The organism is Erwinia aphidicola (assembly GCF_014773485.1).
Classification (GTDB): domain Bacteria; phylum Pseudomonadota; class Gammaproteobacteria; order Enterobacterales; family Enterobacteriaceae; genus Erwinia; species Erwinia aphidicola.
Map to the genome: position 1 here is coordinate 440963 of NZ_JACXBP010000002.1, position 22924 is coordinate 463886.

General features: G+C 55.9%; 22 protein-coding genes, 1 tRNA gene and 1 pseudogene. 11 read left to right on the top strand and 13 right to left on the bottom strand.

What is annotated here, in order from left to right:
• Nucleotides 1-127 precede the first annotated feature (127 nt).
• The 4 genes from ID864_RS06510 to ID864_RS06525 form a co-directional block, all read right to left on the bottom strand.
• Nucleotides 128-442: an ArsR/SmtB family transcription factor gene (locus tag ID864_RS06510; protein WP_191149586.1), complete on the bottom strand. Its 315-nt coding sequence runs from the start codon at nt 440-442 to the stop codon at nt 128-130.
• Nucleotides 443-458: 16 nt separating this feature from the next.
• Nucleotides 459-1577, bottom strand: a complete 1119-nt coding sequence (locus tag ID864_RS06515; RefSeq protein WP_048917427.1) for an alkene reductase — start codon at nt 1575-1577, stop codon at nt 459-461.
• Between the two features lie 267 nt (nt 1578-1844).
• Nucleotides 1845-2054 (bottom strand): hypothetical protein, encoded by a 210-nt coding sequence (locus tag ID864_RS06520; protein ID WP_187498197.1) that lies wholly within the window; start codon nt 2052-2054, stop codon nt 1845-1847.
• Nucleotides 2029-2568: a hypothetical protein gene (locus ID864_RS06525; protein ID WP_191149587.1), complete on the bottom strand. Its 540-nt coding sequence runs from the start codon at nt 2566-2568 to the stop codon at nt 2029-2031. The genes ID864_RS06520 and ID864_RS06525 overlap by 26 nt, the downstream gene beginning before the upstream one ends.
• A 391-nt stretch (nt 2569-2959) precedes the next feature.
• On the opposite strand from ID864_RS06525, the gene ID864_RS06530 reads away from it, so the two are divergent.
• On the top strand, nt 2960-3673 hold the full coding sequence (locus tag ID864_RS06530; RefSeq protein WP_191149588.1) for a polyphenol oxidase family protein: 714 nt from the start codon (nt 2960-2962) through the stop codon (nt 3671-3673).
• Nucleotides 3674-3797: 124 nt separating this feature from the next.
• Here the strand turns inward: ID864_RS06530 and rlmG are convergent, their stop codons facing one another.
• Nucleotides 3798-4925 (bottom strand): 23S rRNA (guanine(1835)-N(2))-methyltransferase RlmG, encoded by a 1128-nt coding sequence (gene rlmG, locus ID864_RS06535; protein ID WP_099753561.1) that lies wholly within the window; start codon nt 4923-4925, stop codon nt 3798-3800.
• Nucleotides 4926-5007: 82 nt separating this feature from the next.
• Between rlmG and ID864_RS06540 the strand changes: the two genes are divergently transcribed.
• Nucleotides 5008-5511: a M48 metallopeptidase family protein gene (locus ID864_RS06540; protein WP_187497810.1), complete on the top strand. Its 504-nt coding sequence runs from the start codon at nt 5008-5010 to the stop codon at nt 5509-5511.
• Nucleotides 5512-5783: 272 nt separating this feature from the next.
• On the top strand, nt 5784-6233 hold the full coding sequence (locus ID864_RS06545) for a response regulator transcription factor (RefSeq protein WP_191149589.1): 450 nt from the start codon (nt 5784-5786) through the stop codon (nt 6231-6233).
• A gap of 75 nt (nt 6234-6308) precedes the next feature.
• Here the strand turns inward: ID864_RS06545 and ID864_RS06550 are convergent, their stop codons facing one another.
• Nucleotides 6309-8000: a chloride channel protein gene (locus ID864_RS06550; RefSeq protein WP_191149590.1), complete on the bottom strand. Its 1692-nt coding sequence runs from the start codon at nt 7998-8000 to the stop codon at nt 6309-6311.
• Between the two features lie 133 nt (nt 8001-8133).
• On the opposite strand from ID864_RS06550, the gene ID864_RS06555 reads away from it, so the two are divergent.
• Entirely contained in the window at nt 8134-9129 is a 996-nt protein-coding gene (locus ID864_RS06555) for a Gfo/Idh/MocA family protein (RefSeq protein WP_191149591.1), read from the top strand.
• Between the two features lie 250 nt (nt 9130-9379).
• Complete coding sequence (locus ID864_RS06560; RefSeq protein ID WP_048917438.1) at nt 9380-10345, top strand: TerC family protein; 966 nt, start codon at nt 9380-9382, stop codon at nt 10343-10345.
• 68 nt (nt 10346-10413) lie between these two features.
• Here ID864_RS06560 and ID864_RS06565 read toward each other — a convergent pair whose 3' ends face one another.
• The 4 genes from ID864_RS06565 to ID864_RS06580 form a co-directional block, all read right to left on the bottom strand.
• Nucleotides 10414-10758 (bottom strand): DUF4156 domain-containing protein, encoded by a 345-nt coding sequence (locus ID864_RS06565; protein WP_048917447.1) that lies wholly within the window; start codon nt 10756-10758, stop codon nt 10414-10416.
• Nucleotides 10759-10933: 175 nt separating this feature from the next.
• The gene (gene groL / locus ID864_RS06570; protein WP_048917439.1) at nt 10934-12580 is read right to left on the bottom strand and encodes a chaperonin GroEL; all 1647 of its coding nucleotides are present in this window, start codon (nt 12578-12580) and stop codon (nt 10934-10936) included.
• Between the two features lie 60 nt (nt 12581-12640).
• Entirely contained in the window at nt 12641-12934 is a 294-nt protein-coding gene (locus ID864_RS06575) for a co-chaperone GroES (RefSeq protein ID WP_048917440.1), read from the bottom strand.
• Between the two features lie 228 nt (nt 12935-13162).
• The gene (locus ID864_RS06580; RefSeq protein WP_048917441.1) at nt 13163-13624 is read right to left on the bottom strand and encodes an FxsA family protein; all 462 of its coding nucleotides are present in this window, start codon (nt 13622-13624) and stop codon (nt 13163-13165) included.
• 366 nt (nt 13625-13990) lie between these two features.
• Here ID864_RS06580 and aspA point away from each other — a divergent pair, with 366 nt between their 5' ends.
• The 5 genes from aspA (at nt 13991) to ID864_RS06605 (ending at nt 19520) form a co-directional block, all read left to right on the top strand.
• Nucleotides 13991-15427, top strand: a complete 1437-nt coding sequence (gene aspA / locus ID864_RS06585) for an aspartate ammonia-lyase (RefSeq protein ID WP_048917443.1) — start codon at nt 13991-13993, stop codon at nt 15425-15427.
• Between the two features lie 116 nt (nt 15428-15543).
• A complete protein-coding gene (locus ID864_RS06590; protein WP_048917444.1) occupies nt 15544-16845 on the top strand; it encodes an anaerobic C4-dicarboxylate transporter in 1302 nt (433 codons plus the stop codon).
• A gap of 141 nt (nt 16846-16986) precedes the next feature.
• A complete protein-coding gene (locus tag ID864_RS06595) occupies nt 16987-18711 on the top strand; it encodes a protein-disulfide reductase DsbD (protein WP_191149592.1) in 1725 nt (574 codons plus the stop codon).
• A gap of 44 nt (nt 18712-18755) precedes the next feature.
• Nucleotides 18756-19334: a transcriptional regulator gene (locus tag ID864_RS06600; protein WP_048917446.1), complete on the top strand. Its 579-nt coding sequence runs from the start codon at nt 18756-18758 to the stop codon at nt 19332-19334.
• A gap of 110 nt (nt 19335-19444) precedes the next feature.
• A tRNA-Phe gene (locus tag ID864_RS06605) sits at nt 19445-19520 on the top strand.
• Nucleotides 19521-19613: 93 nt separating this feature from the next.
• Here the strand turns inward: ID864_RS06605 and eptA are convergent.
• The 3 genes from eptA to ID864_RS06620 form a co-directional block, all read right to left on the bottom strand.
• Nucleotides 19614-21254: a phosphoethanolamine transferase EptA gene (gene eptA, locus ID864_RS06610; protein WP_191149593.1), complete on the bottom strand. Its 1641-nt coding sequence runs from the start codon at nt 21252-21254 to the stop codon at nt 19614-19616.
• A gap of 137 nt (nt 21255-21391) precedes the next feature.
• Nucleotides 21392-22279, bottom strand: coding sequence for a formyltransferase family protein (locus tag ID864_RS06615; protein ID WP_053110506.1), 888 nt, complete (start codon nt 22277-22279; stop codon nt 21392-21394).
• Between the two features lie 30 nt (nt 22280-22309).
• Nucleotides 22310-22633 (bottom strand): hypothetical protein, encoded by a 324-nt coding sequence (locus ID864_RS06620; RefSeq protein ID WP_048918606.1) that lies wholly within the window; start codon nt 22631-22633, stop codon nt 22310-22312.
• A gap of 20 nt (nt 22634-22653) precedes the next feature.
• Between ID864_RS06620 and ID864_RS23695 the strand changes: the two are divergent.
• Nucleotides 22654-22779, top strand: a pseudogene (locus ID864_RS23695) (POTRA domain-containing protein); the annotation flags it as partial.
• Between the last annotated feature and the right edge of the window lie 145 nt (nt 22780-22924).

A 22924-nucleotide genomic window follows, 5' to 3' on the forward strand; every position in this document is an offset into this window, starting at 1 on the left:
ATGGAGTGATATTATTACAGTTGATAAGTGCGAAACGTAATGCAGGGTGTGAAGAGTGTGATGTGGTCGTACAGGATTAATTCAGCGTGACTCTGGCGCAGTCTGACTGGCGTGATAATCCTGACTATCAGAGTTCCTGCAGTGACTGGGTGACGACACGGGTCAATTCGCCAATACGCGGTTCGCAGCGGCGATAATAGGTCCACTTGCCCACCTTGCTGGCTTCAATCAGGCCTGCATCATACAGCACCTTGAGGCAGAGTGAAGTGGCGGGCTGCGATAAGCCCGCCTTATCCTGAATGAGGCTGGCGCAGACGCCATATTGTTCGAAGGGATAGAGCTGGGAATAACCAGCAAACGCTTCTTCAGGATTTTTTAGCCATTTCAGTACTGCAACTCGCGTGGGGTTGGACAGCAACTTTAAGGCATTTTCCGCTGACATGCAGCCTCACAAAACATCAGGATGGATAAACAGGATAATCAGTATATCCTTTCTCATCACCGCCATACAGTGAGGAATTATCCGCGATATTGAGAGGATGGCCGCATTTTAAACGCTGCGGTAAATCCGGATTGGCAATAAAGGGGCGGCCAAAGCCGAACAGATCTCCCCAGCCTTTTTCCAGCATCCGTTCCGCTTTTTCCTGGGTATAGCGGCCTGAATACATAATGGGCGAACGGAAAGTTTCGCGCAGGGCGATCCTGAAGCTTTGCGGCAGCTCCGGACTGTTTTCCCAATCGGCTTCCGCAATGGAGAGATACCCCACGTCGAGCTCGTTGAGCAGCTGCGCGGCGCGCAGGTATGTGGCGTGCGGATCGCGCTCAACCAGTCCCAGATAGACGCGCTCTTCATCGGTGCTCGAAAACAGCGGCGCAAAGCGAACGCCAACGCGATGGCTGCCAAACACCGAACTGACCGCCTCGGTGACTTCGCGCAGAAAACGCAGACGATTATCCAGTGAACCGCCGTACTCATCATCGCGAAAGTTAGTATGTTCAGAAATAAACTGGTTAATCAGGTAGCCGTTGGCGGAGTGCAGTTCGACACCGTCGAAACCCGCCGTTTTCGCATTCTCCGCAGCGATTCGATAAAGTTCTACGATCTCTTTCACTTCTGCGGTGGTCAGCTCGCGCGGCGCGCTGGGTGCCGTCAATATTCCGGCTCCAGGCGCGGTTTCAATAAACACCCTGACGTTATCAGCGGCTACGGCTGAGGGGGCCACGGGTGGCTGGTTGCCCGGCTGAAGTTCCTGATGCGAAACGCGCCCCACATGCCAGAGCTGGCAGAAAATCGTGCCGCCTTCCTGATGTACCGCCTCGGTGACTTTTTTCCAGCCGGCAATCTGCGCAGCGCTGTGAATACCGGGCGTCCACGCATATCCCTGGCCGCGGGGTTCAATTTGTGTGCCTTCCGTCACCATAAACCCTGCGCTGGATCGCTGGCGGTAGTATTCCACCATCAGATCGCTGGGGATGTTGCCCGGCTGTGCGCTGCGGCAGCGTGTCAGAGGGGGCAAGGCGATACGGTTGCGTAGCGGCAGGCCACCCAGCGTCAGGGGGGTAAAAAGAGATGACATAACGAAAAATCCTCTGGCTGATAAAGTGGCGACATTATATTTATACATTTAAATTTGTAAATGCATTGTCCGTTCTTTTTTTCTCTGGCGCAACGTGGATAACCCTTCTCCTGCAGCCCGGATCCACAGCGAACCCGGCATTTTATCTGCTGACCGGGCGGACCAGAAAAGAGGGTCCGCCCCTACGCGACTCATGCTGGCTGGCTCTAACGGGAGGAGCGAAAAATAATAAAAAGCCCCTGCAACGGGGCTTGGTACCACGATGCTTTAGTCTGTAGCTTTGTCCGGCCGGGGGGGTCTCTTTGCAGGCTTCAAACACTCACCGACGTAGCGCCCATCGACGATTTTAATCTCACCCGAGGCCAGCTTTTCACGAACCAAACGGCCAGCGGCTTCGTGGAGTCGCTTACCCAGTTCCAGCGTCAAACGTTCGACCGCAGCGTTGTGCTGCTCAATAGTATTTTGTGGTGACGACATAACATCTTCCTCCTTTAGCAACATCACTGTAGGGGTGCCAGCCAGCAAACCTGGCCTTAAACAACCTGCTCTGTCTGAATCCATTCACACCCAGGGCTTTACTGTACAGAGTTGTTAAATCTGTTTTGCGCTGATGCTGTAGATCAATGGCGGCACAGAAGACATAAGCTCCTGCGTGACAAACACTATAATGATCAAAAATTATACTTGCAACCTCACGAAAAACGCTTCCAGCGTTATTAGCGGAATGACTAACATGACCGAAACCTTTAAATGACACAGTATCAGGATCAACCTCATCGAATGCCAAAGTCCATACTCCGCTGGCAGGAAATACGAAGTCAGGCTTAACGACAAATATATCAACTGCCTTATCGTTAAGATCATGAATATTTTCAACTCGTTGAAACCCAACGCCAAATAACTTGCCCCCTACGGAAAAAAGCCTGTAAATCATTTCACTACCGAATCGATCGTCAAAGGGTGCAAGCCACTGAATCGGGTTATTATTCATAGAGCGCCTCCTTGCTCTTGCTGCTTTTAGCGCCTCAACCAGATGCCGATCTGTTCCATGACTTTCAGGTCGAGGTGATTAATCCCCCAAGCTTGCCTCATAATTAAAATAATTTTATTAAATCTCTTTCAACTGACTTACTTCTCTTTATTTTTGGAATCGCTCTCGCAAACTATTTTCCCTGTTACAGCGATTTTTCATAAATTTAAAGTTCTGTTAAGCGGGTAGTTTCAACATGGAGGTAGCGGGCGGACCAGAAAAGAGGGTTCGCCCCTATAACAGTCGACTTCTGAAAATGTAGGGGCCGATTATTTTTTCGTTCGGCCGGTGGAATGGTTTCCGCCCGCTTTTCTGGTAGCATCGAGCTCTTTCCCGCTTTGAGGAATTCACCATGCCCTCCCCTTATCGCTCACCGCTGCTTTCCCGTTTTGACTGGCTCGACCACGCGTTTCTGCCCGCCGGGGAGCGCCCGCCGCAGGGGACGCTCTACAATCAGCAGCGCCATAGCGCGCGCGTGATCCGCGATGTTGAGGCCCTGCCGGTCAAAAGCCAGGATGCGGACGGGTTAATTGGCAGCGGGTCAAATCCGGTGGCGGTATATACCGCCGATTGCCTGCCGATCTTGCTGGCCGATACGCGCCAGCAGCAGGTGGCGGCGGTACACGGTGGGTTAAAAGGGGTGCTGAGCGGCGTGCTGATTAATGCGATACAGGCGTTATGCGCACGCGGGGCGACGCCGGATAGCCTGTATATTGCCATCGGCCCGGCGATTGGGCCGTGCTGCTATGAGCTGGGGCAGGATGTGATGGCGTGCGCGCAGCAGGATGACCCGCAGCAGCTGGCCGGATTGCTGCCGTGGTCGGCGCAGGCGGTCAACAATCCGCTGGCGCAGCGCGCGCAGGCGCAGGGCACGACGGGGGGAGTGTGGTTCGATCTGCCGCTGCTGGCACAGCGCATTGCCCGGCGTGCGGGCGTGCCGCAGGCGCAGATTGAGCAGGCGGGGATTTGTACCTACTGCATGGCGGAGGAGAAAGCCAGCTACCGCCGCAACAGCCATTGCCAGCACGGGTATGAGCAGCGCTTCTCGTGGATTGCGAAGCGGTGATAACAGCGGGCGAGGCATGCCTCGCCACTACGGTGGTGCAGGGTTTTCGTAGGGGGCGGGCATGCCTCGCCACTACGGTGGTGCAAGGTTTTCGTAGGGGTCGGGCATGCCCGACCCGCATGATTTACGGCATCTTCACCGAACGCAGCACCACAAATTTCTGGTTGCTGGCGACGGTCGTGCAGTTACCAAACAGCTTTTTCATTTTGTGGTAGTTATCGAGGTGGCGGTTGCCGACAATACGCAGCTCGCCGCCGTCCTGCAGGCAGCGGCGCGCATCGCGCAGCATCTGCCAGGCGATATGGTCGGTGACCGCGCTCTGCTGGTGGAACGGCGGGTTGCACAGCACCGCGTGCAGGCGATCGGACGGGAAGCCGGCCAGCGAGTTATTGACGCGAAACTCGCTGCGCGCCAGATCCTGCGGGCGGTTGGCTTCAATGTTCATGCGGCTGGAAGCCACCGCCATATACGACTCATCGACGAAATGTACCTGTGCCAGCGGGTTCTGCTGCAGCGCCATCAGGCCAATCACCCCATTGCCGCAGCCGAGGTCAACAATCTCCCCTTCCAGATCGGACGGCAGATGCTGCAGGAAGAAGCGCGCGCCCACGTCCAGCCCGCCGCGCGAGAAGACGTTGGCGTGGTTGCCGATCTGATAGTCGGTGCCATCCAGCTGCCAGCGCGCAATCACGTCACTCTCTGCCAGTGCGGGCTTTGTGAAGGTGCCGTAAATCAGACGCGCTTTTTTCCACGCCAGCGAGGTGGTAGTCGGGCCAAGCACTTTTTCAAACAGCTGCAGGGTCGAGGTGTGGATGTCCTTCGCTTTACCGGCGGCGATAATCTGGGTCTGCGGGGTAACAACAGCGCGCAGCGCACGCAGCTGCTGCTCCAGTAATGCGAGGGTCTTTGGCACTTTCATCAGCACGCGGGCCGGAGCGGCCGGTAGCGCTGCCAGGCTGTCCAGCAGCTGCACATCGCCCTCATCCAGCCCGTTGAGCGCCAGGTTCTGCCGCGTCGCCTGCTGGTTCAGCCACGAATCACTGATGCTGTATACGCCCTCGCCCGCCAGCGCACAGCCCAGCGCGCCGAAGGTATCGTTAAAGATCAGCGTCGGGCCGTTAACCGGGGCATCATCAAGATGGCGCAGCAGATATTCGTCGGCCGCATCCCAGGCCTGCAACGGGCTCTCTTCGCGCATTTGTGGAAATCGATGCAGCGTCAGCGTGCGGTTGCTCAGTTCAAGTTGGCTCATGGGATCACCTTAGTGGTAAAATTTCCGCGTTTTATCCCCTAAAACGGGCGCGCAGTAAACGTTTTTCTTTAATGGAGTTCGCATGTCGTCACTGATTTACCTGCAAGGTTACCCTGAATCACTGCTGTCACAGGTGCGCACGCTGATCGAACAGCAGCGTCTGGGCGAGGTGATCAACCAGCGTTATCCCTCCACGCACGGCATCACCAGCGATAAAGCGCTGTATGATTACGCGCTGGATTTAAAGAATCAGTCGCTGCGCAATGCCCCGCCGTTAAATAAAGTGCTGTACGACAGCAAGATCAAAGTGATGAAGCACGCCCTGGGGCTGCATACCGCTATTTCCCGCGTGCAGGGTGGCAAGCTAAAGGCCAAGGCGGAGATCCGCGTGGCGACCATTTTCAAACAGGCGCCGGAAGCGTTCCTGCGTATGATTGTGGTACACGAGCTGGCGCACATCAAAGAGAAGGATCACAACAAAGCGTTTTATCAGCTCTGCTGCCATATGGAGCCGCATTATCATCAGCTGGAGTTTGATACGCGGCTGTGGTTAACGGCGCAGGCGCTGGAGGGGCGCGAGAGTTAATTTAAGTCGTCATCTCGTCAGAATAATCCTACGGAAACAGAGGATTGCACTGATAGACAATAAATGGGGCCAGGAGTGTAATGAGATTATTCTAATTACACGGTCACCTGATTATGTCCCATATCGCCATACTTGATAGCGACGCATTTTGTATTAAAGGCGTTGAGGAATATTTTAAACTCAGCGAGATCCCAACAGTCGGCTGTTCTTCGCTGATCCAACTGGAAAATATCCTACAGAAAAATAGGATTAAGGTTGTCATTAGCGAGCTCATGACGGATAGCAATAATCTGTTCGCCTGCATTGATTTCTATAAGAATTTTCAGCACCGCTGGCCTACCATCAAGCTGGTTATTTTTACCCGCCTGCGCGATCCGGCACTGATTGCTTACGTGCGTAAAATTCTGCCGCGCTGCGAGCTGGCATTTAAATATGAAAGCGCTATTGCCCTGTCGCTCTGTATTACACCCTCAAGGTTGCATCAGCAAACCGTAGAAGAGGAGCTGGCCTGTTATCAGAAGGATATTTTAACCGCGCGTGAGTTTTATCTGCTGCGCTTCCTGTCGGAAGGGAAATGCCATAAGGATATTTCGCGCCGCTTGCCGCTGAGCATTAAAACCATTAGCTACTATAAATTAAAAATTATGGAAAAGCTGAAATGCAAAAACATGGCCGACTTCCAGAAAAGAATGAATGACTTTGGGGTTTACTATTATCAGTAACCTTTGTCAGCTTCACCAGCCGCTGTCAGACGCTGAGCGCCCCACGCAAAGGGGCGCTCTCTGTTTTTTTCAGCCTCAGATAAAGTCTTTTGCCTGCTGGATCAGGCTGGTTTTAGTCAGCGCGCCGAGAAACTTCTTCTCTACCGGGTTATTCAGCACCGGCAGGCGCTCCAGCGTCACCTGGGCGAAAGCTTCCCATCCCTCTTTGATGGTCTGATTTTCATAGATATAGGGGAAGCTGCTGTCCATCACGCAGCTCACCGGGGAGGTCAGGGTAATCTCTTTATCCAGCACTTTATGCGAGATGTCATGGATCGACACGGCGCCAAGGAACTTCCCCTCCTCGCTGACCACATAAACAAAACGCTCGCGCTTCAGGGAGCTGACCGCCAGCGCTTTGCCCACTGAGGCCTCCGGCGTCAGCGCCGCACCGGAAATAATAAACTGCGAAATGATGCCGTTATCAAAGTTGAACTTGGCGTCAGAGCGGCTGAAGTGGTTGTTCATCACCGGATAGGTGCTGGTGGAATGCAGGCGGTAAACCGTCATCGAGGCCAGCACGCAGGCGATCATCGCCGGAAACAGCAGGCTGCTGTTGAGCGTCATCTCCAGCACCATCAGCATCGCCATCAGCGGAGCCTGACTGACCGAGGCCAGCACCGCGCCCATACCCACGGCGGCGAACACTTCGGCATTACCGATGGGTAGCCCGGCAGCGGCGGCCACCAGCGCCACCGCCTCCCCCATCAGAGCACCAATCAGCAGCGCCGGGGTAAACAGGCCGCCCACCGCGCTGGAACCCACCGAGATCGCCGTCGCCAGCATCTTCAGCAGCAGCAGCGCCAGCAGCATCGGCAGCAGGAAATCCCCGGCCATAATGCGTACGATCACTTCGTAACCATTGCCGAGGATCTGGGTGCTGCCAATCGCCAGTACACCGACCAGCACGCCGCCGATACCGAGGCGCAGCGGCAGGCTTTTCAGCGGCGCGAACAGCCGCTTGCTCTGACCAATCAGCCCGATCATTGCCCAGCCAAGCAGCCCGGCCAGCAGCCCGATAAGCACCGTCAGGGCGATACTGCCTGCAGAGAGGTCAAACTGGCTGTGGGAGAAGGGATAGATGGCGGAGCGAAAGCCCAGCGACCACATGGTTAGCACCGCGACGCCGGCGGCGATGATTAGCGGGATCAGCCGCTGCATCGAGGAGATGCCAAAAGCGATCTCGGCGACGAAGATCGCCGAAGCCAGCGGTGCGTGATACACCGACGCCAGCCCGGCCGCGGCGGCCATCGCCACCACATCGCTGTTTTTCAGCGGCAGGGAGCGGAACAGCCAGCGCCCCATCAGGCTGCCGCTCAGCGCAGAGAGCTGCACCATCGGCCCTTCGCGCCCGATGGACGCACCGCTGCTGATACTCGCCAGCGAGGAGAGCCCGCGAAACAGCGAGGTTTTCGTCGGCACCGCATCGAGCCGGGCGTTGATCACTTCCAGATAGTCGGTGCGCACCGTCTCTTTCTGCTCGATGGCGGCGGCGTAGCGCAGGAAAAATCCGGCGACCAGCCCGCCCGCGCCAATAATCAGCGGCCAGCAGTACCAGAGGTAGGCGCGCATTGACTGCGTGATATCACCGGCGCCGCCAAAAATCAGGGTATCCACCAGGGCGATGGCTTCACGAAAGAGCAGCGTCACCAGCGTGGCGACCAGCCCGACGGGTATGGCGACCAGAATGCTGGTCCAGTTAAGTGCGTGCCTGCTGCTGATACTCATCGGGTTCCCTCAGGATGATTTCCTGTATGGTGCGAGAGGTGAGCTGAAAAATCAAATCACGCCTTTTTGTCATTGCCTCACTTTACACAAATGGTAATCTGCCTTTTCGTTCACCCAGCCGCACAGGAACACTATGATTCGCTTCGCCGTCGTTGGAACCAACTGGATCACCCGTCAGTTTGTCGATGCCGCTCACGAAACCGGAAAAATGAAGCTCAGCGCCGTCTATTCGCGCTCGCTGCAGCAGGCGCAAACCTTCGCCAGCGATTATCCGGTTGAGCTGCTGTTTGACTCCCTGGAGCAGCTGGCGCAGAGCGAGGCTATCGATGCGGTGTATATCGCCAGCCCAAACGCCCTGCACTGCCCGCAGGCGCTGCTGTTTATGCGCCACGGCAAGCATGTGATCTGCGAGAAGCCGCTGGCGTCCAACCTGCGCGAAGCGGAGGCGATGGTGGCCTGCGCACGTGACAACCAGGTCGTGCTGTTTGAGGCGTTTAAAACCGCCAGCCTGCCGAATTTCCTGACCCTGCAGCAGTCGCTCACCCGTATTGGCAAGCTGCGCAAAGCCTTTCTCAACTACTGTCAGTATTCGTCACGCTATCAGCGCTACCTTGACGGTGAGAACCCCAACACCTTCAACCCGGCGTGGTCGAACGGTTCAATTATGGATATCGGTTATTACTGCCTCGGCACCGCCGTCAGCCTGTGGGGGGCACCTTACAGCGTCACCGCCAGCGCCAGCCTGCTGGAGAGCGGCGTCGACGCCCACGGCAGCGTGATCCTTAACTACGGCGATTTTGACGTCACTATCCAGCACTCGAAGGTCAGCCAGTCGACGCTGCCGAGTGAGATCCAGGGCGAAGAGGGTTCGCTGGTGATTGAGCAGGTTTCCGAATGCCAGCGCGTGAGCCTGGTGCCCCGCGGCGGCAAAGCGCAGGATCTCAGCCAGCCGCAGCACATCAACACCATGCTGTACGAAGCGGAAACCTTCGCCCGCCTGGTGGAGCACAACGAGATCAATCATGCCGGCCTGGCAACCTCGCTGACCACCGCCCAGCTGCTGACCGAGATCCGCCGTCAGACCGGCGTGGTGTTCCCGGCGGACAGCCCCGATGCGGTGGTTGTGTAAATATTTCTAAATATTACTGAAGAATGTTGACCTGGCTGCGCGCGCAGCCTATCTTTTGCCAGGCAAAGGGGAGTAACTTCTTCGCCAGTTAATCGTCAATACGACATCCACACGATGTCCGGTTACTGGGGCAACCAAATTTTGGTTGTAAGTGAGACCTTGCCGGAAGGCGAGGTTTGCTTACAGCGACAATAATAATGTGGCTGGCGTCTTCCGACGTTGGCCATTTTTGTTATTGGGGCAAGAAAAAATGAATACTGTCGGCACACCGTTACTCTGGGGCAGCTTCGCTGTCGTTGTCGTAATTATGCTGGCGATTGACCTGCTGCTGCAGGGCCGTCGCGGCTCACACACCATGACCATGAAGCAGGCTGCGGCCTGGTCACTGGTCTGGGTGACCCTTTCGCTGCTGTTTAACGCTGCCTTCTGGTGGTATCTCACCGGCACTGCCGGGCGCGAGGTGGCCGATACCCAGGCGCTGGCGTTCCTCACCGGCTATCTGATTGAAAAAGCGCTGGCGGTGGATAACGTCTTCGTCTGGCTGATGCTGTTCAGCTACTTTGCCGTGCCTGCGGCGCTGCAGCGCCGGGTGCTGATCTACGGCGTGTTGGGCGCTATCGTGCTGCGTACCATCATGATTTTCGCCGGGAGCTGGCTGGTCACGCAGTTCAGCTGGCTGCTCTATATCTTCGGCGCGTTCCTGCTGTTCACCGGGATTAAAATGGCGCTGGCGAAGGAAGATGACAGCGCGATTGGCGATAAGCCGCTGGTGCGCTGGCTGCGCGGCCACCTGCGCATGACTGATAAGATCGAAGGCGAGAAGTTCTTCGTGCGTCAGAACGGCCTGCTGTATGCCACCCCGCTGCTGCTGGTGCTGATTATGGTCGAGCTGAGCGATGTGATTTTCGCGGTCGACAGTATTCCGGCGATCTTCGCCGTCACCACTGACCCGTTTATCGTGCTGACCTCTAACCTGTTCGCCATCCTCGGCCTGCGTGCGATGTACTTCCTGCTGGCGAACGTCGCGGAGCGCTTCAGCATGCTGAAATATGGCCTGTCGGTGATTCTGGTGTTTATCGGCGTGAAGATGCTGATTGTCGATTTCTTCCATATCCCGATTGCGATTTCGCTGGGGATTGTTGGCGGCATCCTGGCGCTGACGCTGGTGATTAACGCGGTGGTCAATTACCGTAACGACCGTAAGTCCGTTCACTAATCTGCATAAAAAAGGTGGCCGCAGAGGCCACCCTTATTCAAGGCACATCACCGCTTAAATCAGCGATTTCACGGGCACTTGTAAACCTGGCCGCTCATTTTACTGTCCAGCGGTGCGAAGCTGGACCAGATGTTCTGGGTTGGGCTGGTGGCACCATAAATGACGTTGCCGCCCATCTCGGCCGCACGGTTACGCAGGTCGTTGGCCGCGCCGCGCAGTGAGCTGCCTTCACCGCCTGCACCTGAGAACCAGTTGCTTTGCGCGCCGGTCACGTTGCCCAGCAGCTGGCAGCTGCTGGCCGGTTGCTGATCGGTAAAGGTGACGCGCTCGCCCGCAGAACTCAGGGTGTTAGAGGTACTACAGCCTGCCAGCAGCAGGGCCGCCACAGAGAGTCCCAGCAAGTTAATCCGCATTTTAATCCCCATTTATTATCATCAGATTCAGGCCAGAGCATCATCTATCCTTGCCCTGGAACCCGCAAAAAATTCATCAGGTTAGATCGTGTGCTAATGACTTTACTATTTTCCCCCCAAAAAGAAAAACCCCCTGTCAAAGACAGAGGGTTTTTACTCACGCGAGGTGGGGGAATTACATCATTCCGCCCATACCACCCATGCCGCCCATGCCGCCGCCAGCACCTAAGTCAGGCGCATCGCCTTTAGGCAGGTCGGTCACCATGCATTCGGTGGTGATCATCAGGCCAGCAACAGAGGCCGCGTACTGCAGAGCAGAACGGGTCACTTTAGTTGGGTCGAGGATACCGAAGTCGATCATGTCGCCGTACTCTTCGGTCTGCGCGTTGTAACCGTAGTTACCTTCACCCGCTTTCACGTTGTTGGTGACCACAGATGGCTCTTCACCGGCGTTAGAAACGATCTGACGCAGTGGGGATTCCATCGCACGCAGTGCCACTTTGATACCCACGTTCTGGTCTTCGTTCTGACCACGCAGTTCAGCCAGTTTAGAAGCCACGCGTACCAGTGCAACACCACCACCAGCAACCACGCCTTCTTCTACCGCAGCACGGGTTGCGTGCAGGGCATCTTCAACGCGCGCTTTCTTCTCTTTCATTTCAACTTCAGTTGCTGCGCCCACTTTCAGCACGGCCACGCCGCCTGCCAGTTTCGCTACGCGCTCCTGCAGTTTTTCACGGTCGTAATCAGAGGTCGCTTCTTCGATCTGCTGACGGATCTGAGTCACACGGCCGTTGATCGTCGCTTCTTCGCCGGTACCATCGATGATGATGGTGGTGTCTTTGTTGATCACAACGCGTTTCGCCTGGCCCATATCTTCCAGACCGGCTTTTTCCAGCTCCATACCGATCTCTTCAGAGATCACGGTACCACCGGTCAGCACTGCGATATCCTGCAGCATAGCTTTACGACGGTCGCCGAAGCCTGGTGCTTTAACCGCAGCCACTTTCACGATGCCGCGCATGGTGTTAACCACCAGGGTAGCCAGCGCTTCGCCTTCAACATCTTCAGCGATGATCAGCAGTGGTTTACCGGCTTTTGCAACGGCTTCCAGCACTGGCAGCATTTCACGGATGTTGGAGATTTTTTTGTCAGCCAGCAGGATGAATGGAGATTCCAGCTCAACTGCGCCAGTTTCTGGCTTGTTGATGAAGTACGGGGACAGGTAGCCACGGTCGAACTGCATACCTTCAACCACGTCCAGCTCGTCCTGCAGGCCGGTGCCTTCTTCAACGGTGATCACGCCTTCTTTGCCGACTTTTTCCATCGCCTGAGCAATCAGTTCGCCCACGGTTGCGTCGGAGTTAGCAGAGATAGTCCCCACCTGAGCGATAGCTTTAGAGTCAGAGCATGGCACAGACAGTTTTTTCAGTTCGTCAACCGCAGCGATAACCGCCTGGTCGATACCGCGCTTCAGATCCATCGGGTTCATGCCCGCAGCGACGGCTTTCAGGCCTTCGGTGATGATGGACTGAGCCAGTACGGTGGCGGTGGTGGTACCGTCGCCTGCAGCATCGTTCGCTTTAGAGGCCACTTCTTTCACCATCTGCGCGCCCATGTTTTCGAACTTGTCTTCCAGCTCGATTTCACGTGCGACAGAAACACCATCTTTGGTGATGGTCGGTGCACCAAAAGATTTATCCAGAACCACGTTACGGCCTTTCGGGCCCAGGGTAACTTTTACTGCATCTGCCAGTACGTTGACACCGCGCAGCATTTTTACGCGTGCGTCATTACCGAATTTTACGTCTTTAGCTGCCATTTTTACTTATTCCTTAAATTCGTTACGTTCAGTGACTGAAGTGAAATGAATGGGCGAGAATTACCCTTCAACAATCGCCAGAATGTCGTTTTCTGAGATGATCAGAACTTCTTCGTTGTCGATTTTTTCAGTTTTTGCGCCGTAGCCTTCGCTGAAGATCACGACATCACCCACTTTCACGTCCAACGGCTTCACGTCACCGTTTTCCAGGATGCGGCCGTTACCGACAGCCAGCACTTCGCCACGGGTCGATTTGCCCGCCGCGGAACCAGTCAGCACGATGCCGCCAGCAGATTTGGATTCAACTTCTTTACGCTTGACGATAACACGATCGTGCAATGGACGAATTTTCATTGTTAGCTCTCCTTTGAGAAGTCCAATCATTTTGGGATGAAAGCCGTGCTGCTTTGGCATCGGCCTCGTGACGGAAGAGATAAGGCCGGGTAGCACCCCTTTCAAGGGCAGGAGGTATTTTTTTTTGCTAACTGCTTCGTTCGGCGTTTTTTTGCGCAACTGGTCGCCCAGTGCAAAAAAAACGGCGCAGTCCTTAAGGCTGCGCCGCTAGCGAATTTATTGGGAAAATCAATGACGATCGTGGCGATCGTCATGCTCAATCAGATGAGACTCTTTGCGTTCGTATTCACCGTCGACGGTAAACCCGCTGTCCGGCCCGGCGCCATTGCCACGCCACATTTTAAGATGCGGCATCAGCTTCAGCGTCAGGTGCTTCTGCACCGGCGGTAACAGCAGCAGCAGGCCGAGGAAATCGGTGAAGAACCCCGGCAGCAGCAGCAGAAAGCCCGCCAGCACCAGCGAAACGCTCTTGATCATCTCCGCCGCCGGGCTTTCGCCCGCATTCAGCTTCTGCTGCATCAGCATAAAGTTTTTCATCCCCTGGTTTTTCACCAGCGAGATCCCGATGCAGGAGGTGAAGATCACCAGCAGCATGGTCAGTAAAACGCCCATCACGTGGGCCACCTGGATGAAGAGAGAGATCTCGATCCACACCAGGGCAAAAATCACTAAGAACGGTAACCAGCGCACCGTATTCTCCTGTATCAGTGGCCGCCCCACTGTGTTGCGGCGGCAGAAAATGGCGGTCTTCGCGACCGATAGTATAGAAGATGGGAGCGGCAACCCCGTTTTTCAACTGGAAATGCCGAAATTCACCCGCCCCTTTCAAAGTGACCAGGATCACATATCATTGAAACTGTTTGATATGGCAAGCGGTTTAAGTGATCTGGATTCAGGCTTTTGCAACATAGCAGAATATGATCGTGCTCAGCCCAGCGCAAACGGATAAGATCCCGCGGCGGGCTGTCCACGGCCCGATAATCACTGGATGCCAGCCACGGAGCAGGCACTTAAATTGTGATGATTTACCCGGTAATCCCCTAAAAGAAGGTTCACATGGCTAATAACATTCGTATCGAAGAAGACCTGTTAGGTATGCGTGAAGTTCCCGCCGATGCTTACTACGGTGTTCATACTCTGCGTGCGATTGAAAACTTCTATATCAGCAACAGCAAAATCAGCGATATCCCTGAGTTTGTGCGCGGTATGGTGATGGTAAAAAAAGCGGCTGCGCTGGCGAACAAAGAGCTACAAACCATTCCGCGCAACATCGCTAATGCGATCGTCAATGCCTGCGATGAAGTGCTGAACAACGGCAAATGCATGGATCAGTTCCCGATTGACGTCTATCAGGGCGGCGCGGGCACCTCGGTGAACATGAACACCAACGAAGTGTTAGCCAATATCGGTCTTGAGCTGATGGGCCATCAGAAAGGGGAGTATCAGTTCCTCAACCCGAACGACCATGTCAACAAATGCCAGTCAACCAACGATGCCTATCCAACCGGTTTCCGCATTGCGGTCTATAGCTCAATCCTCAAGCTGCTGGATGCTATCGGCCAGCTGAGCGAAGGCTTTCAGCGCAAGGCCGTCGAGTTTAATACCATTCTGAAGATGGGCCGTACCCAGCTGCAGGATGCCGTCCCGATGACGCTTGGCCAGGAGTTCCACGCGTTTAACGTACTGCTGAACGAAGAGATCCGCAGCATACTGCGCACCGCTGAACTGCTGCTGGAAGTGAACCTTGGCGCCACCGCCATCGGCACGCGCCTGAATACCCCGGATGGCTATCAGCAGCTGGCGGTGCAGAAGCTGGCGGAAGTCAGCGGCCTCGCCTGCGTTCCGGCGGAAGACCTGATCGAAGCGACCTCCGACTGTGGGGCTTACGTGATGGTGCACAGCTCGCTGAAGCGCCTGGCGGTTAAACTGTCAAAAATCTGTAATGACCTGCGCCTGCTCTCCTCCGGCCCGCGTGCTGGCCTGAATGAAATCAATCTGCCTGAACTGCAGGCCGGTTCGTCCATCATGCCCGCCAAGGTGAACCCGGTAGTGCCGGAAGTGGTGAATCAGGTCTGCTTCAAGGTGATCGGCAACGACATCACCGTCACCATGGCCTCTGAAGCGGGTCAGCTGCAGCTCAACGTGATGGAGCCGGTGATTGGCCAGGCGATGTTTGAGTCGATCCACATCCTGACCAACGCCTGCTACAACCTGCTGGAAAAATGCGTCGATGGCATCACTGCCAATAAAGCGGTGTGCGAAGCCTATGTGTTTAACTCCATCGGTATCGTCACCTACCTCAACCCGTACATCGGCCACCACAACGGCGATATCGTTGGCAAAATCTGCGCCGAAACCGGTAAGAGCGTACGCGAAGTGGTGCTGGAGCGCGGGCTGCTGACCGAAAGCGAGCTTGATGACATCTTCTCCACTCAGAACCTGATGTTCCCGGTGTATAAAGCCAAACGTTACACCGATGAAAATGAACAATAATCCACTCATCAGATAGCAGCTTAAGGCACGTCAGTTCTCAGAACGACGTGCCTTTTTACTTTGTATGGCGCACAAATTTTTAACGGTTTTTTATCTTTAGTCTTAAGGAATACAACATGTTATTACCAGAACTCATCGTCGTGTTTTTGGCGATCTATTTAGGTAGCCGGCTGGGCGGCATCGGCATTGGCTTTGCCGGGGGAATGGGGGTTCTGGTGCTCACCCTCGGTTTCCAGATCACCCCGGGAGCCATCCCGTTCGACGTGATTGAGATCATTATGGGGGTGATCGCCGCCATCGCCGCAATGCAGGTTGCCGGGGGGATGGATTACCTGGTCAGCCTGGCAGAGCGCCTGCTGCGCAAGCATCCGCGCTACATCACCTTCCTCGCGCCGCTGGTGACCTATTTTATGACGCTGCTGGCCGGAACCGGGCACACCGCATTCTCGACGCTGCCGGTGATTGCCGAAGTTGCCAAGGAGCAGGGTGTGCGCCCGTCGCGCCCGCTGTCGATTGCGGTCGTCGCCTCGCAGATTGCGATTACCGCCTCGCCTATCTCGGCGGCGGTGGTGTTTATGGCCGGCATTCTCGAACCTCGCGGCATCAGCTATCTGGCGCTGCTTGGCGTGGCGATCCCGTCCACCATGGCCGCCATCTTTATTGCCGCGCTGTTCACCAACTTCTTAGGTAAGGAGTTAAAAGATGATGATGTTTACCAGGCACGTCTGGCAAAGGGCGAGGTGACCCTGCGCGGCGCCAGCAAATTCCAGGAGAAGCCCGGCGCTAAGCGTTCAGTGCTGCTGCTGCTGCTGGGGATCGTTGCCGTGGTGCTGTACGCCACCGCCATCAGCGATGCCGTTGGGCTGATTGCCAACCCGGTGCTGCCGCGCAATGAGGCCATTGTGGTGTTTATGCTGACCGTGGCCGCGCTGATCTGCCTGACCTGTAAAATCGACACCGGGGAGATCCTCAGCGCCAGTACCTTTAAATCTGGCATGAGCGCCTGCGTCTGCGTACTCGGCGTAGCGTGGCTGGGCGACACTTTTGTTAAAGCGCATATCGGCGAGATTCAGCAGGTGGCGGGCGAGCTGCTGCATGACTATCCGTGGATGCTGGCGGTGATCCTGTTCTTCGCTTCCACCCTGCTCTATTCTCAGGCGGCGACCACCAAAGCGCTGATGCCAGCGGCGCTGCTGCTCGGCGTGTCGCCGGTTACCGCCGTCGCCTCATTTGCAGCGGTGTCCGCGCTGTTTGTGCTACCGACCTACCCAACCCTGCTGGCGGCAGTAGAGATGGACGACACCGGGTCGACGCGCATTGGCCGCTTTGTGTTTAACCACTCATTCCTGGTGCCCGGCACGCTGGCGATTATCCTGTCGGTTGCGTTTGGTTTCCTGCTCGGCGGAATTTTCCTCTGACATCAGGGGTCGATTCAGCACTGTAGGGGTCGACCTTTTTTCCGGTCGACCCGCTCATTTACTGTCGACCCGAAATTCCTACGCCATGCTATTATCTCTCCCCCGTAAGGCCGGTCCCACATGGAGAGAGAAAGACCCGTTATGACCCAGCGACTTATCCCCTACATTTTTCTGCTGTTGCTCAGCCTGTTCAGCGCTACCGCCAGTGCATCACTGTTCGGGCAGAACAGTAACAGCCAGTTTGTTCCGGTCAATCAGGCTTTTGCTTTTGATTTTTCTCAGAAAAACGATCAGCTCACGCTCAGCTGGCAGGTCAAGCCCGGCTACTACCTTTATCGCCAACAGCTGAAAATCAGCGTACAGGGCGCGACCCTGGCGCAGTGGGAACTGCCTGCAGGCAAGCCACACCAAGATGAGTTCTACGGCAAGACCGAAATCTACCCGCAGAGCCTGACGCTGCCGTTTACCCTTGAGCAGGCCGGAAACGGCGCGCAGATGACGGTCACCTATCAGGGCTGCGCCGCTGCCGGATTCTGCTACCCGCCGGAAACCCGCAGCGTGCCGCTCAATGCCGTGGCAGCCCACAGCAGCGCACCTGCGCCCGCGCCATCAGCCGCCGTCAGCGCCGCGCCGGATAACCGCAGCGATAATGCCCTGCCATTCTCCCCGCTGTGGGCATTGCTGATTGGGATTGGCGTGGCGTTCACCCCCTGCGTACTGCCGATGTATCCGCTGATCTCCGGCATTATCCTCGGCGGCAACCGCCAGTACCGCCTGGGCCGCCTGTTCGCGCTGGCGATGGTCTATGTGCAGGGAATGGCGCTGACCTACACGGTGATGGGGATTGTGGTCGCCGCTGCCGGGCTGCGCTTCCAGGCGGCACTGCAGGCTCCCGCCGTTCTGATCGTGCTTTCCGCGTTGTTTATCGTGCTGGCGCTGTCGATGTTTGGCCTGTTCAGCCTGCAGCTGCCCTCTTCCCTGCAGACCCGCCTGACGCTGTGGAGCAACCGCCAGCAGGGGGGATCGCTGCCCGGCGTATTCCTGATGGGCGCGCTGGCCGGGCTAATTTGCTCGCCGTGCACCACTGCCCCGCTCAGCGCCATCCTGCTGTATATCGCCCAGAGCGGCAATATGCTGGCCGGTGGCGGCACGCTGTATCTCTACGCGCTGGGCATGGGCCTGCCGCTGATTGCCATTACGCTGTTTGGTAACCGCCTGCTGCCGAAAAGCGGCCCGTGGATGCAGACGGTCAAAGAGGGCTTCGGCTTCGTCATCCTCGCCCTGCCGGTGTTCCTGCTGGAACGCGTTATCGGCGATGCCTGGGGCCTGCGCCTGTGGAGCGCGCTGGGCGTGGCCTTCTTCGGCTGGGCATTTATCAGCAGCCTGAAAGCCGACCGCGGCTGGCTGCGCGTGCTGCAAATCCTGCTGCTGGGCGCAATGCTGATTGCTGCCCGCCCGTTACAGGACTGGGCCTTCGGCAATGCGCCAACGGCAGAATCGGCCGCGCACCTCAGCTTTAACCGCGTCAGCAGCGTTAAGCAGCTCAACCAGCAGCTGCAAAACAGTGCGGGCAAAATCACCATGCTCGATCTGTATGCCGACTGGTGCGTGGCCTGCAAAGAGTTTGAGAAGTACACCTTCAGCGACGGCCAGGTGCAGAGCGCGCTCGGTCAGCTGCAGCTGTTACAGGCGGACGTTACCGCCAACAGTGCCACCGACAGCGCCCTGCTCCAGCACCTGAACGTGCTCGGCCTGCCGACCATTTTGTTCTTCGATGCCAGCGGCCACGAAATTCCCGGCTCGCGCATCACCGGCTTGATGAAACCTGCCGCTTTCCGCGCGCATTTGCAGAAACTGGCGCATTAAACGACACTAAGGTTCGATAATGAAGTGTAAAAGAGGAGAACCGCGTGCAGCGTGAACACGTACTTGAACAGGCTCTGAACGTGCTGGAGCAGCATGGCCTTGCGGCGACCACCTCTCTTGAAATGATGGCGGGTGAACTGGACTGCAGTGCACAGGAGCTGCAGCGCTTCTGGCCGGATCGCGACGCGCTGCTGTATGACGCGCTGCGCTATCACGGCCAGCAGATCGACGTGTGGCGCCGCCAGCTGCTGCTGGATGACAGCCTGAGCGCCGGGCAAAAACTGCTGGCCCGTTACCAGGTGCTGGCCGATGCGGTGAACAATAAGCGCTATCCCGGCTGCCTGTTTATTGCCGCCTGCAGCTTCTATCCGCAGCCGGAGCACCCGATCCACCAGATTGCCGAGCTGCAAAAGCAGGCTTCGTGGCAGTTCACTCATCAACTGCTGAGCGAGCTGGAAACGGACAACCCTGCGGGCGTCGCGCACCAGATGGAGCTGATTCTGGAGGGCTGCCTGTCACGCCTGCTGGTTAAACGCCAGGTAGAGGATGTCGAGACTGCGCGCTGTCTGGCGGAAGATGTGCTCAACTTTGCGCTGTGCCGCAAGAACGGTGCGCTGAGCTGAACAGCTTTTAATCCAGGCGGGTAAAAAGCAGGCAGTCGGCGGGAGTTTGCGTCTTTTTTATGACAAAGCCGTTGACGCCGAACGGCCTTTACGGTTTAATGCGCCCCGTTGCCCGAATAGCTCAGTCGGTAGAGCAGGGGATTGAAAATCCCCGTGTCCCTGGTTCGATTCCGGGTTCGGGCACCATATTTAGAAAAACCCGCCTCTGGCGGGTTTTTTGCTTTCTGCGCTTGATAATGAATCTCTTCCCTGAGACTCGTCGTTGCACTCAACGCCTGGTTATGACTTCCCTCTGCACGCCGTCAAAATATCATCACCCGCCACATACTCTTTGGTCTGCGTGCCGGTTAATCCCAGCATCGTGGAGAACAGGTTGTCCTGAGAAAACTCATCGTTTTCCGCCAGCTTTTTCAGACACTCGCCGTTAACGCCATAGCGCTGCTGATAATCCGGCGACAGCCAGATCAGCATCGGGACGTGCTTCTGCGTCATCGGCGCAATCGCATACGGCAGGCCGTGCAGATAGGCGCCGTTTTCCCCCAGCGACTCACCGTGATCGGAGAGATAAACCAGGCTGGTGGTGTACCGATCCTGATGTGATTTCAGCACGTTAATCGCTTTATCGACGACGTAATCGATATACAGAATGGTATTGTCGTAAGTATTTATCAGCTGCTGCTGCGAGCACTCCTGAATCTGGCTGGTATCACAGGTCGGGGTAAATTTGCGGAACTGTGGCGGATAACGGTGCCAGTAGGTCGGGCCGTGACTGCCAATGGTGTGCAGAACAATGACGCCGTTGCCTTTCAGGTTCTGAATATAATCCTCAAGATTGTGGAACAGCGCCTCGTCGTAACATTCACCGTTAATGCACATATCTGCCAGGTTCAGGCTGGTGACATCCTCATGCGGCACGCGATCGCAGGCCCCTTTACAGCCACCATCGTTATCCTTCCACAGCACCTGAATACCGGCGCGCTGAATGATATCCAGCATCCCCTCCTGGTGAGCGGCAAGGTCGCTGTCGTAATGGGCGCGTGGCATATTGGAGAACATGCAGGGCACCGACACTGCCGTGGCCGTGCCGCACGAAATGGTGTGCGGGAAGTAAGCCACATCCTCTTTTGCCAGCAGCGGCGTGGTCTCACGCGAATAAGTGCCGCCCAGCGAGAAGTTGTCCGCGCGCGTGGTTTCACCCAGCACGATAATGGTCAGATTTTTTTTACCGCCGCTCATTAACGGGTTTAGCTTTGCATCCTCGCCAATCTTAATCAGCGGAGCATTCGCCAGCTTCTGATGCGAGTAGTAAGAGAGCGAGGCGACAATGCTGTTCGACGGGCTTAGCGCCTTCACCAGTTCCTTATTATTGCGAAACAGCGAGGCATAATCTTTGTAGAAGAACAGCGCCACCAGCAGGATCAGGCAGATGGAGATCGCCACGCCGATCAGGCGATAAAGCGCGCTTTTCCACAGCGGCTGCGTCTTTTTAATCCGCACCCAGAACGCCATCACCATCATCAGTACCGCCGTCAGCAGCAGCGTAATCACCATTTTCGGCGTCAGTAGCGCAAAGGTCTCCGATGCGGTGGTGTCCATCATGTTCACGATCATCGAACGGTCGAGCACAATGCCGTAATTGATAATGAAATACTGCCCGCAGGCCGAGACCAGGATAAACAGGGCAATCACCAGACGGTCGAGCCACAGGAACGAGGCTAGCGTGGTGATGATATTAATCACGCTAAAAGCCACCACCGGCATCGACAGGAACACCAGCACGGTGCGCAGGTTATCGAGCGGCATATCCACTAAAACCTGACGGTAATAGGCAATATTCAGAAAGACAGAAATATAGAGTGAAAAGAGAATCAGATAAGAGATGCGGCTCAGCGCTGGTCTTTTAAAGTAAAGCAGTGGCATAACTTTTGGGCCCATTATCAAACAATTGCACCCAGTGTCGCCACCGCAGATTAGGAATACCTTAAGGCATTTAATAAATATGACATGGAGATTTTTTTACTTTTATTATCAATAAAATAACGCTGCTTACTCTACGCTCAGCCGCTTAATTTATCGCCAACCGCCATGTTCGCCATGGCCACACACTCCGCCTGTAGGATTTCCAACGCCCCAGAACCACAGGCAACCATCAGCGGTGAGATCGAAATCAGGGGGCCCGGCGGTTGCGGGGAAGATTCGTTGATCGCCCGGCTCTGCCAGATGATGATGCGCTGCCCCTGATAGCCGCTAAAAGCGCCTGGCCAGGGCCGCGTCAGCGCACGGATAAGATTGTGAACCTCGTCGGCGCTCTGCTGCCAATAAATTTCACCGTCTTCAGGCTTACGCGCACCAAAACTGCTGGCCTGGCTTTCGTCCTGTTCCGTTTCCGTCAGCCGCCCTGCCTTCAGCGCAGGAAGCCAGAGGGCCAACTGCGCCGCGCTGGTGGCGACCAGCTTGTTATGCAGCGAAAAAACATCATCCTGTGGGGTAATGGCCACCCGCTGTTGAGCAAGTATCGGCCCGGCATCGGGCCGCTCGGTGATACGGTGTAGCGTAACGCCGGTCTCTTTATCCCCTTTAATCAGCGCCCAGTTCAGGTGTGCCCTGCCGCGATGGGCAGGCAGCAATGAAGCATGCACATTGAAAGCTCCCACGCTGGCACAGGCCCGAATCTCTGCATTCAGCGCCTGACGGTATGAGAAACAAAAAATCGCTTCAGGTGCCAGCGCCCTGAGCTGCGCGACGATGGATGGCTGATTGATATCTTCAGGCATAAACACCGCAATGCCCTGCTCAGCGGCCTGCTGTGCCAGCGAACCGTGGAAGTGGTTTTCACCCGGCACATCGGCATGGGTGAAAACCGCCATGACCTCATAACCGGCCGCCAGCAGCGCCTGCAATCCACTGCATCCCATATCGTGATAGCCAAATACCACCGTCTTCATCGTGCGATCCTTAAGATTTACCGGAAAAACTCATGCGACAGAATAAACCATTACTGCGCGGCGACGAGCAAAGATGACAAATTTGTCATCTTCTGCTGCGCCCTCTGTTTTGTCCTGCCCAGCGCGAACTGACCGAGTCATATCGGTAAAATCAGCACGGTGGCCACACGCAGCAAAAACCTCAGCGTGACTCAGAAATAGCGGGTTTACTCCACCCCCGCTGCGCTTAAGAAGATCCCTTAGAAACGCACTAACGGGTTGCAAAACGACCAGGCTGTTCCTATTATTCGCCACCTCAACATGGCTAATTATTAAGCGTTTCATTAACAAGGATTGTTTGATGTTGTCCCTCATTTTTTGCGCCGGGCAGCGCCTTACTGCACTGGCTGCCGCTGCAGCGCATGTCGAATCAGGTGCAGGGCCAGTGCCTGGGTGGCAAAGGCATCAACCTGCTGATGAGCAGCATGCACAACAAGCTGGGGGATCACGGCTATATCACCGACAGCAGTGGGGCACTATCCCGAAGCCTTCTTAATCGTAACCGGGTTTTATAAGGTGATTGTGTGGATGGTGACCAAAACTGCGGATAAAATTGAAGCTGCACTGCGGATCAGGAGCTGTGCAATGCCATTCAAGGGGGGAAGT

Excerpts from the sequence above, each read along its gene's own strand:
- ID864_RS06540 (WP_187497810.1), top strand. The coding sequence starts at position 5,008 with ATGTCGTCACTGATTTACCTGCAAGGTTACCCTGAATCACTGCTGTCA.
- ID864_RS06530 (WP_191149588.1), top strand. The coding sequence starts at position 2,960 with ATGCCCTCCCCTTATCGCTCACCGCTGCTTTCCCGTTTTGACTGGCTC.
- ID864_RS06510 (WP_191149586.1), bottom strand. The coding sequence starts at position 442 with ATGTCAGCGGAAAATGCCTTAAAGTTGCTGTCCAACCCCACGCGAGTT.
- ID864_RS06575 (WP_048917440.1), bottom strand. The coding sequence starts at position 12,934 with ATGAAAATTCGTCCATTGCACGATCGTGTTATCGTCAAGCGTAAAGAA.
- ID864_RS06560 (WP_048917438.1), top strand. The coding sequence starts at position 9,380 with ATGAATACTGTCGGCACACCGTTACTCTGGGGCAGCTTCGCTGTCGTT.
- eptA (WP_191149593.1), bottom strand. The coding sequence starts at position 21,254 with ATGCCACTGCTTTACTTTAAAAGACCAGCGCTGAGCCGCATCTCTTAT.
- ID864_RS06520 (WP_187498197.1), bottom strand. The coding sequence starts at position 2,054 with ATGTCGTCACCACAAAATACTATTGAGCAGCACAACGCTGCGGTCGAA.
- rlmG (WP_099753561.1), bottom strand. The coding sequence starts at position 4,925 with ATGAGCCAACTTGAACTGAGCAACCGCACGCTGACGCTGCATCGATTT.
- ID864_RS06615 (WP_053110506.1), bottom strand. The coding sequence starts at position 22,279 with ATGAAGACGGTGGTATTTGGCTATCACGATATGGGATGCAGTGGATTG.
- ID864_RS06555 (WP_191149591.1), top strand. The coding sequence starts at position 8,134 with ATGATTCGCTTCGCCGTCGTTGGAACCAACTGGATCACCCGTCAGTTT.
- aspA (WP_048917443.1), top strand. The coding sequence starts at position 13,991 with ATGGCTAATAACATTCGTATCGAAGAAGACCTGTTAGGTATGCGTGAA.
- ID864_RS06545 (WP_191149589.1), top strand. The coding sequence starts at position 5,784 with ATGACGGATAGCAATAATCTGTTCGCCTGCATTGATTTCTATAAGAAT.
- groL (WP_048917439.1), bottom strand. The coding sequence starts at position 12,580 with ATGGCAGCTAAAGACGTAAAATTCGGTAATGACGCACGCGTAAAAATG.
- ID864_RS06620 (WP_048918606.1), bottom strand. The coding sequence starts at position 22,633 with ATGAGGGACAACATCAAACAATCCTTGTTAATGAAACGCTTAATAATT.
- ID864_RS06550 (WP_191149590.1), bottom strand. The coding sequence starts at position 8,000 with ATGAGTATCAGCAGCAGGCACGCACTTAACTGGACCAGCATTCTGGTC.
- ID864_RS06565 (WP_048917447.1), bottom strand. The coding sequence starts at position 10,758 with ATGCGGATTAACTTGCTGGGACTCTCTGTGGCGGCCCTGCTGCTGGCA.
- ID864_RS06590 (WP_048917444.1), top strand. The coding sequence starts at position 15,544 with ATGTTATTACCAGAACTCATCGTCGTGTTTTTGGCGATCTATTTAGGT.
- ID864_RS06515 (WP_048917427.1), bottom strand. The coding sequence starts at position 1,577 with ATGTCATCTCTTTTTACCCCCCTGACGCTGGGTGGCCTGCCGCTACGC.
- ID864_RS06525 (WP_191149587.1), bottom strand. The coding sequence starts at position 2,568 with ATGAATAATAACCCGATTCAGTGGCTTGCACCCTTTGACGATCGATTC.
- ID864_RS06595 (WP_191149592.1), top strand. The coding sequence starts at position 16,987 with ATGACCCAGCGACTTATCCCCTACATTTTTCTGCTGTTGCTCAGCCTG.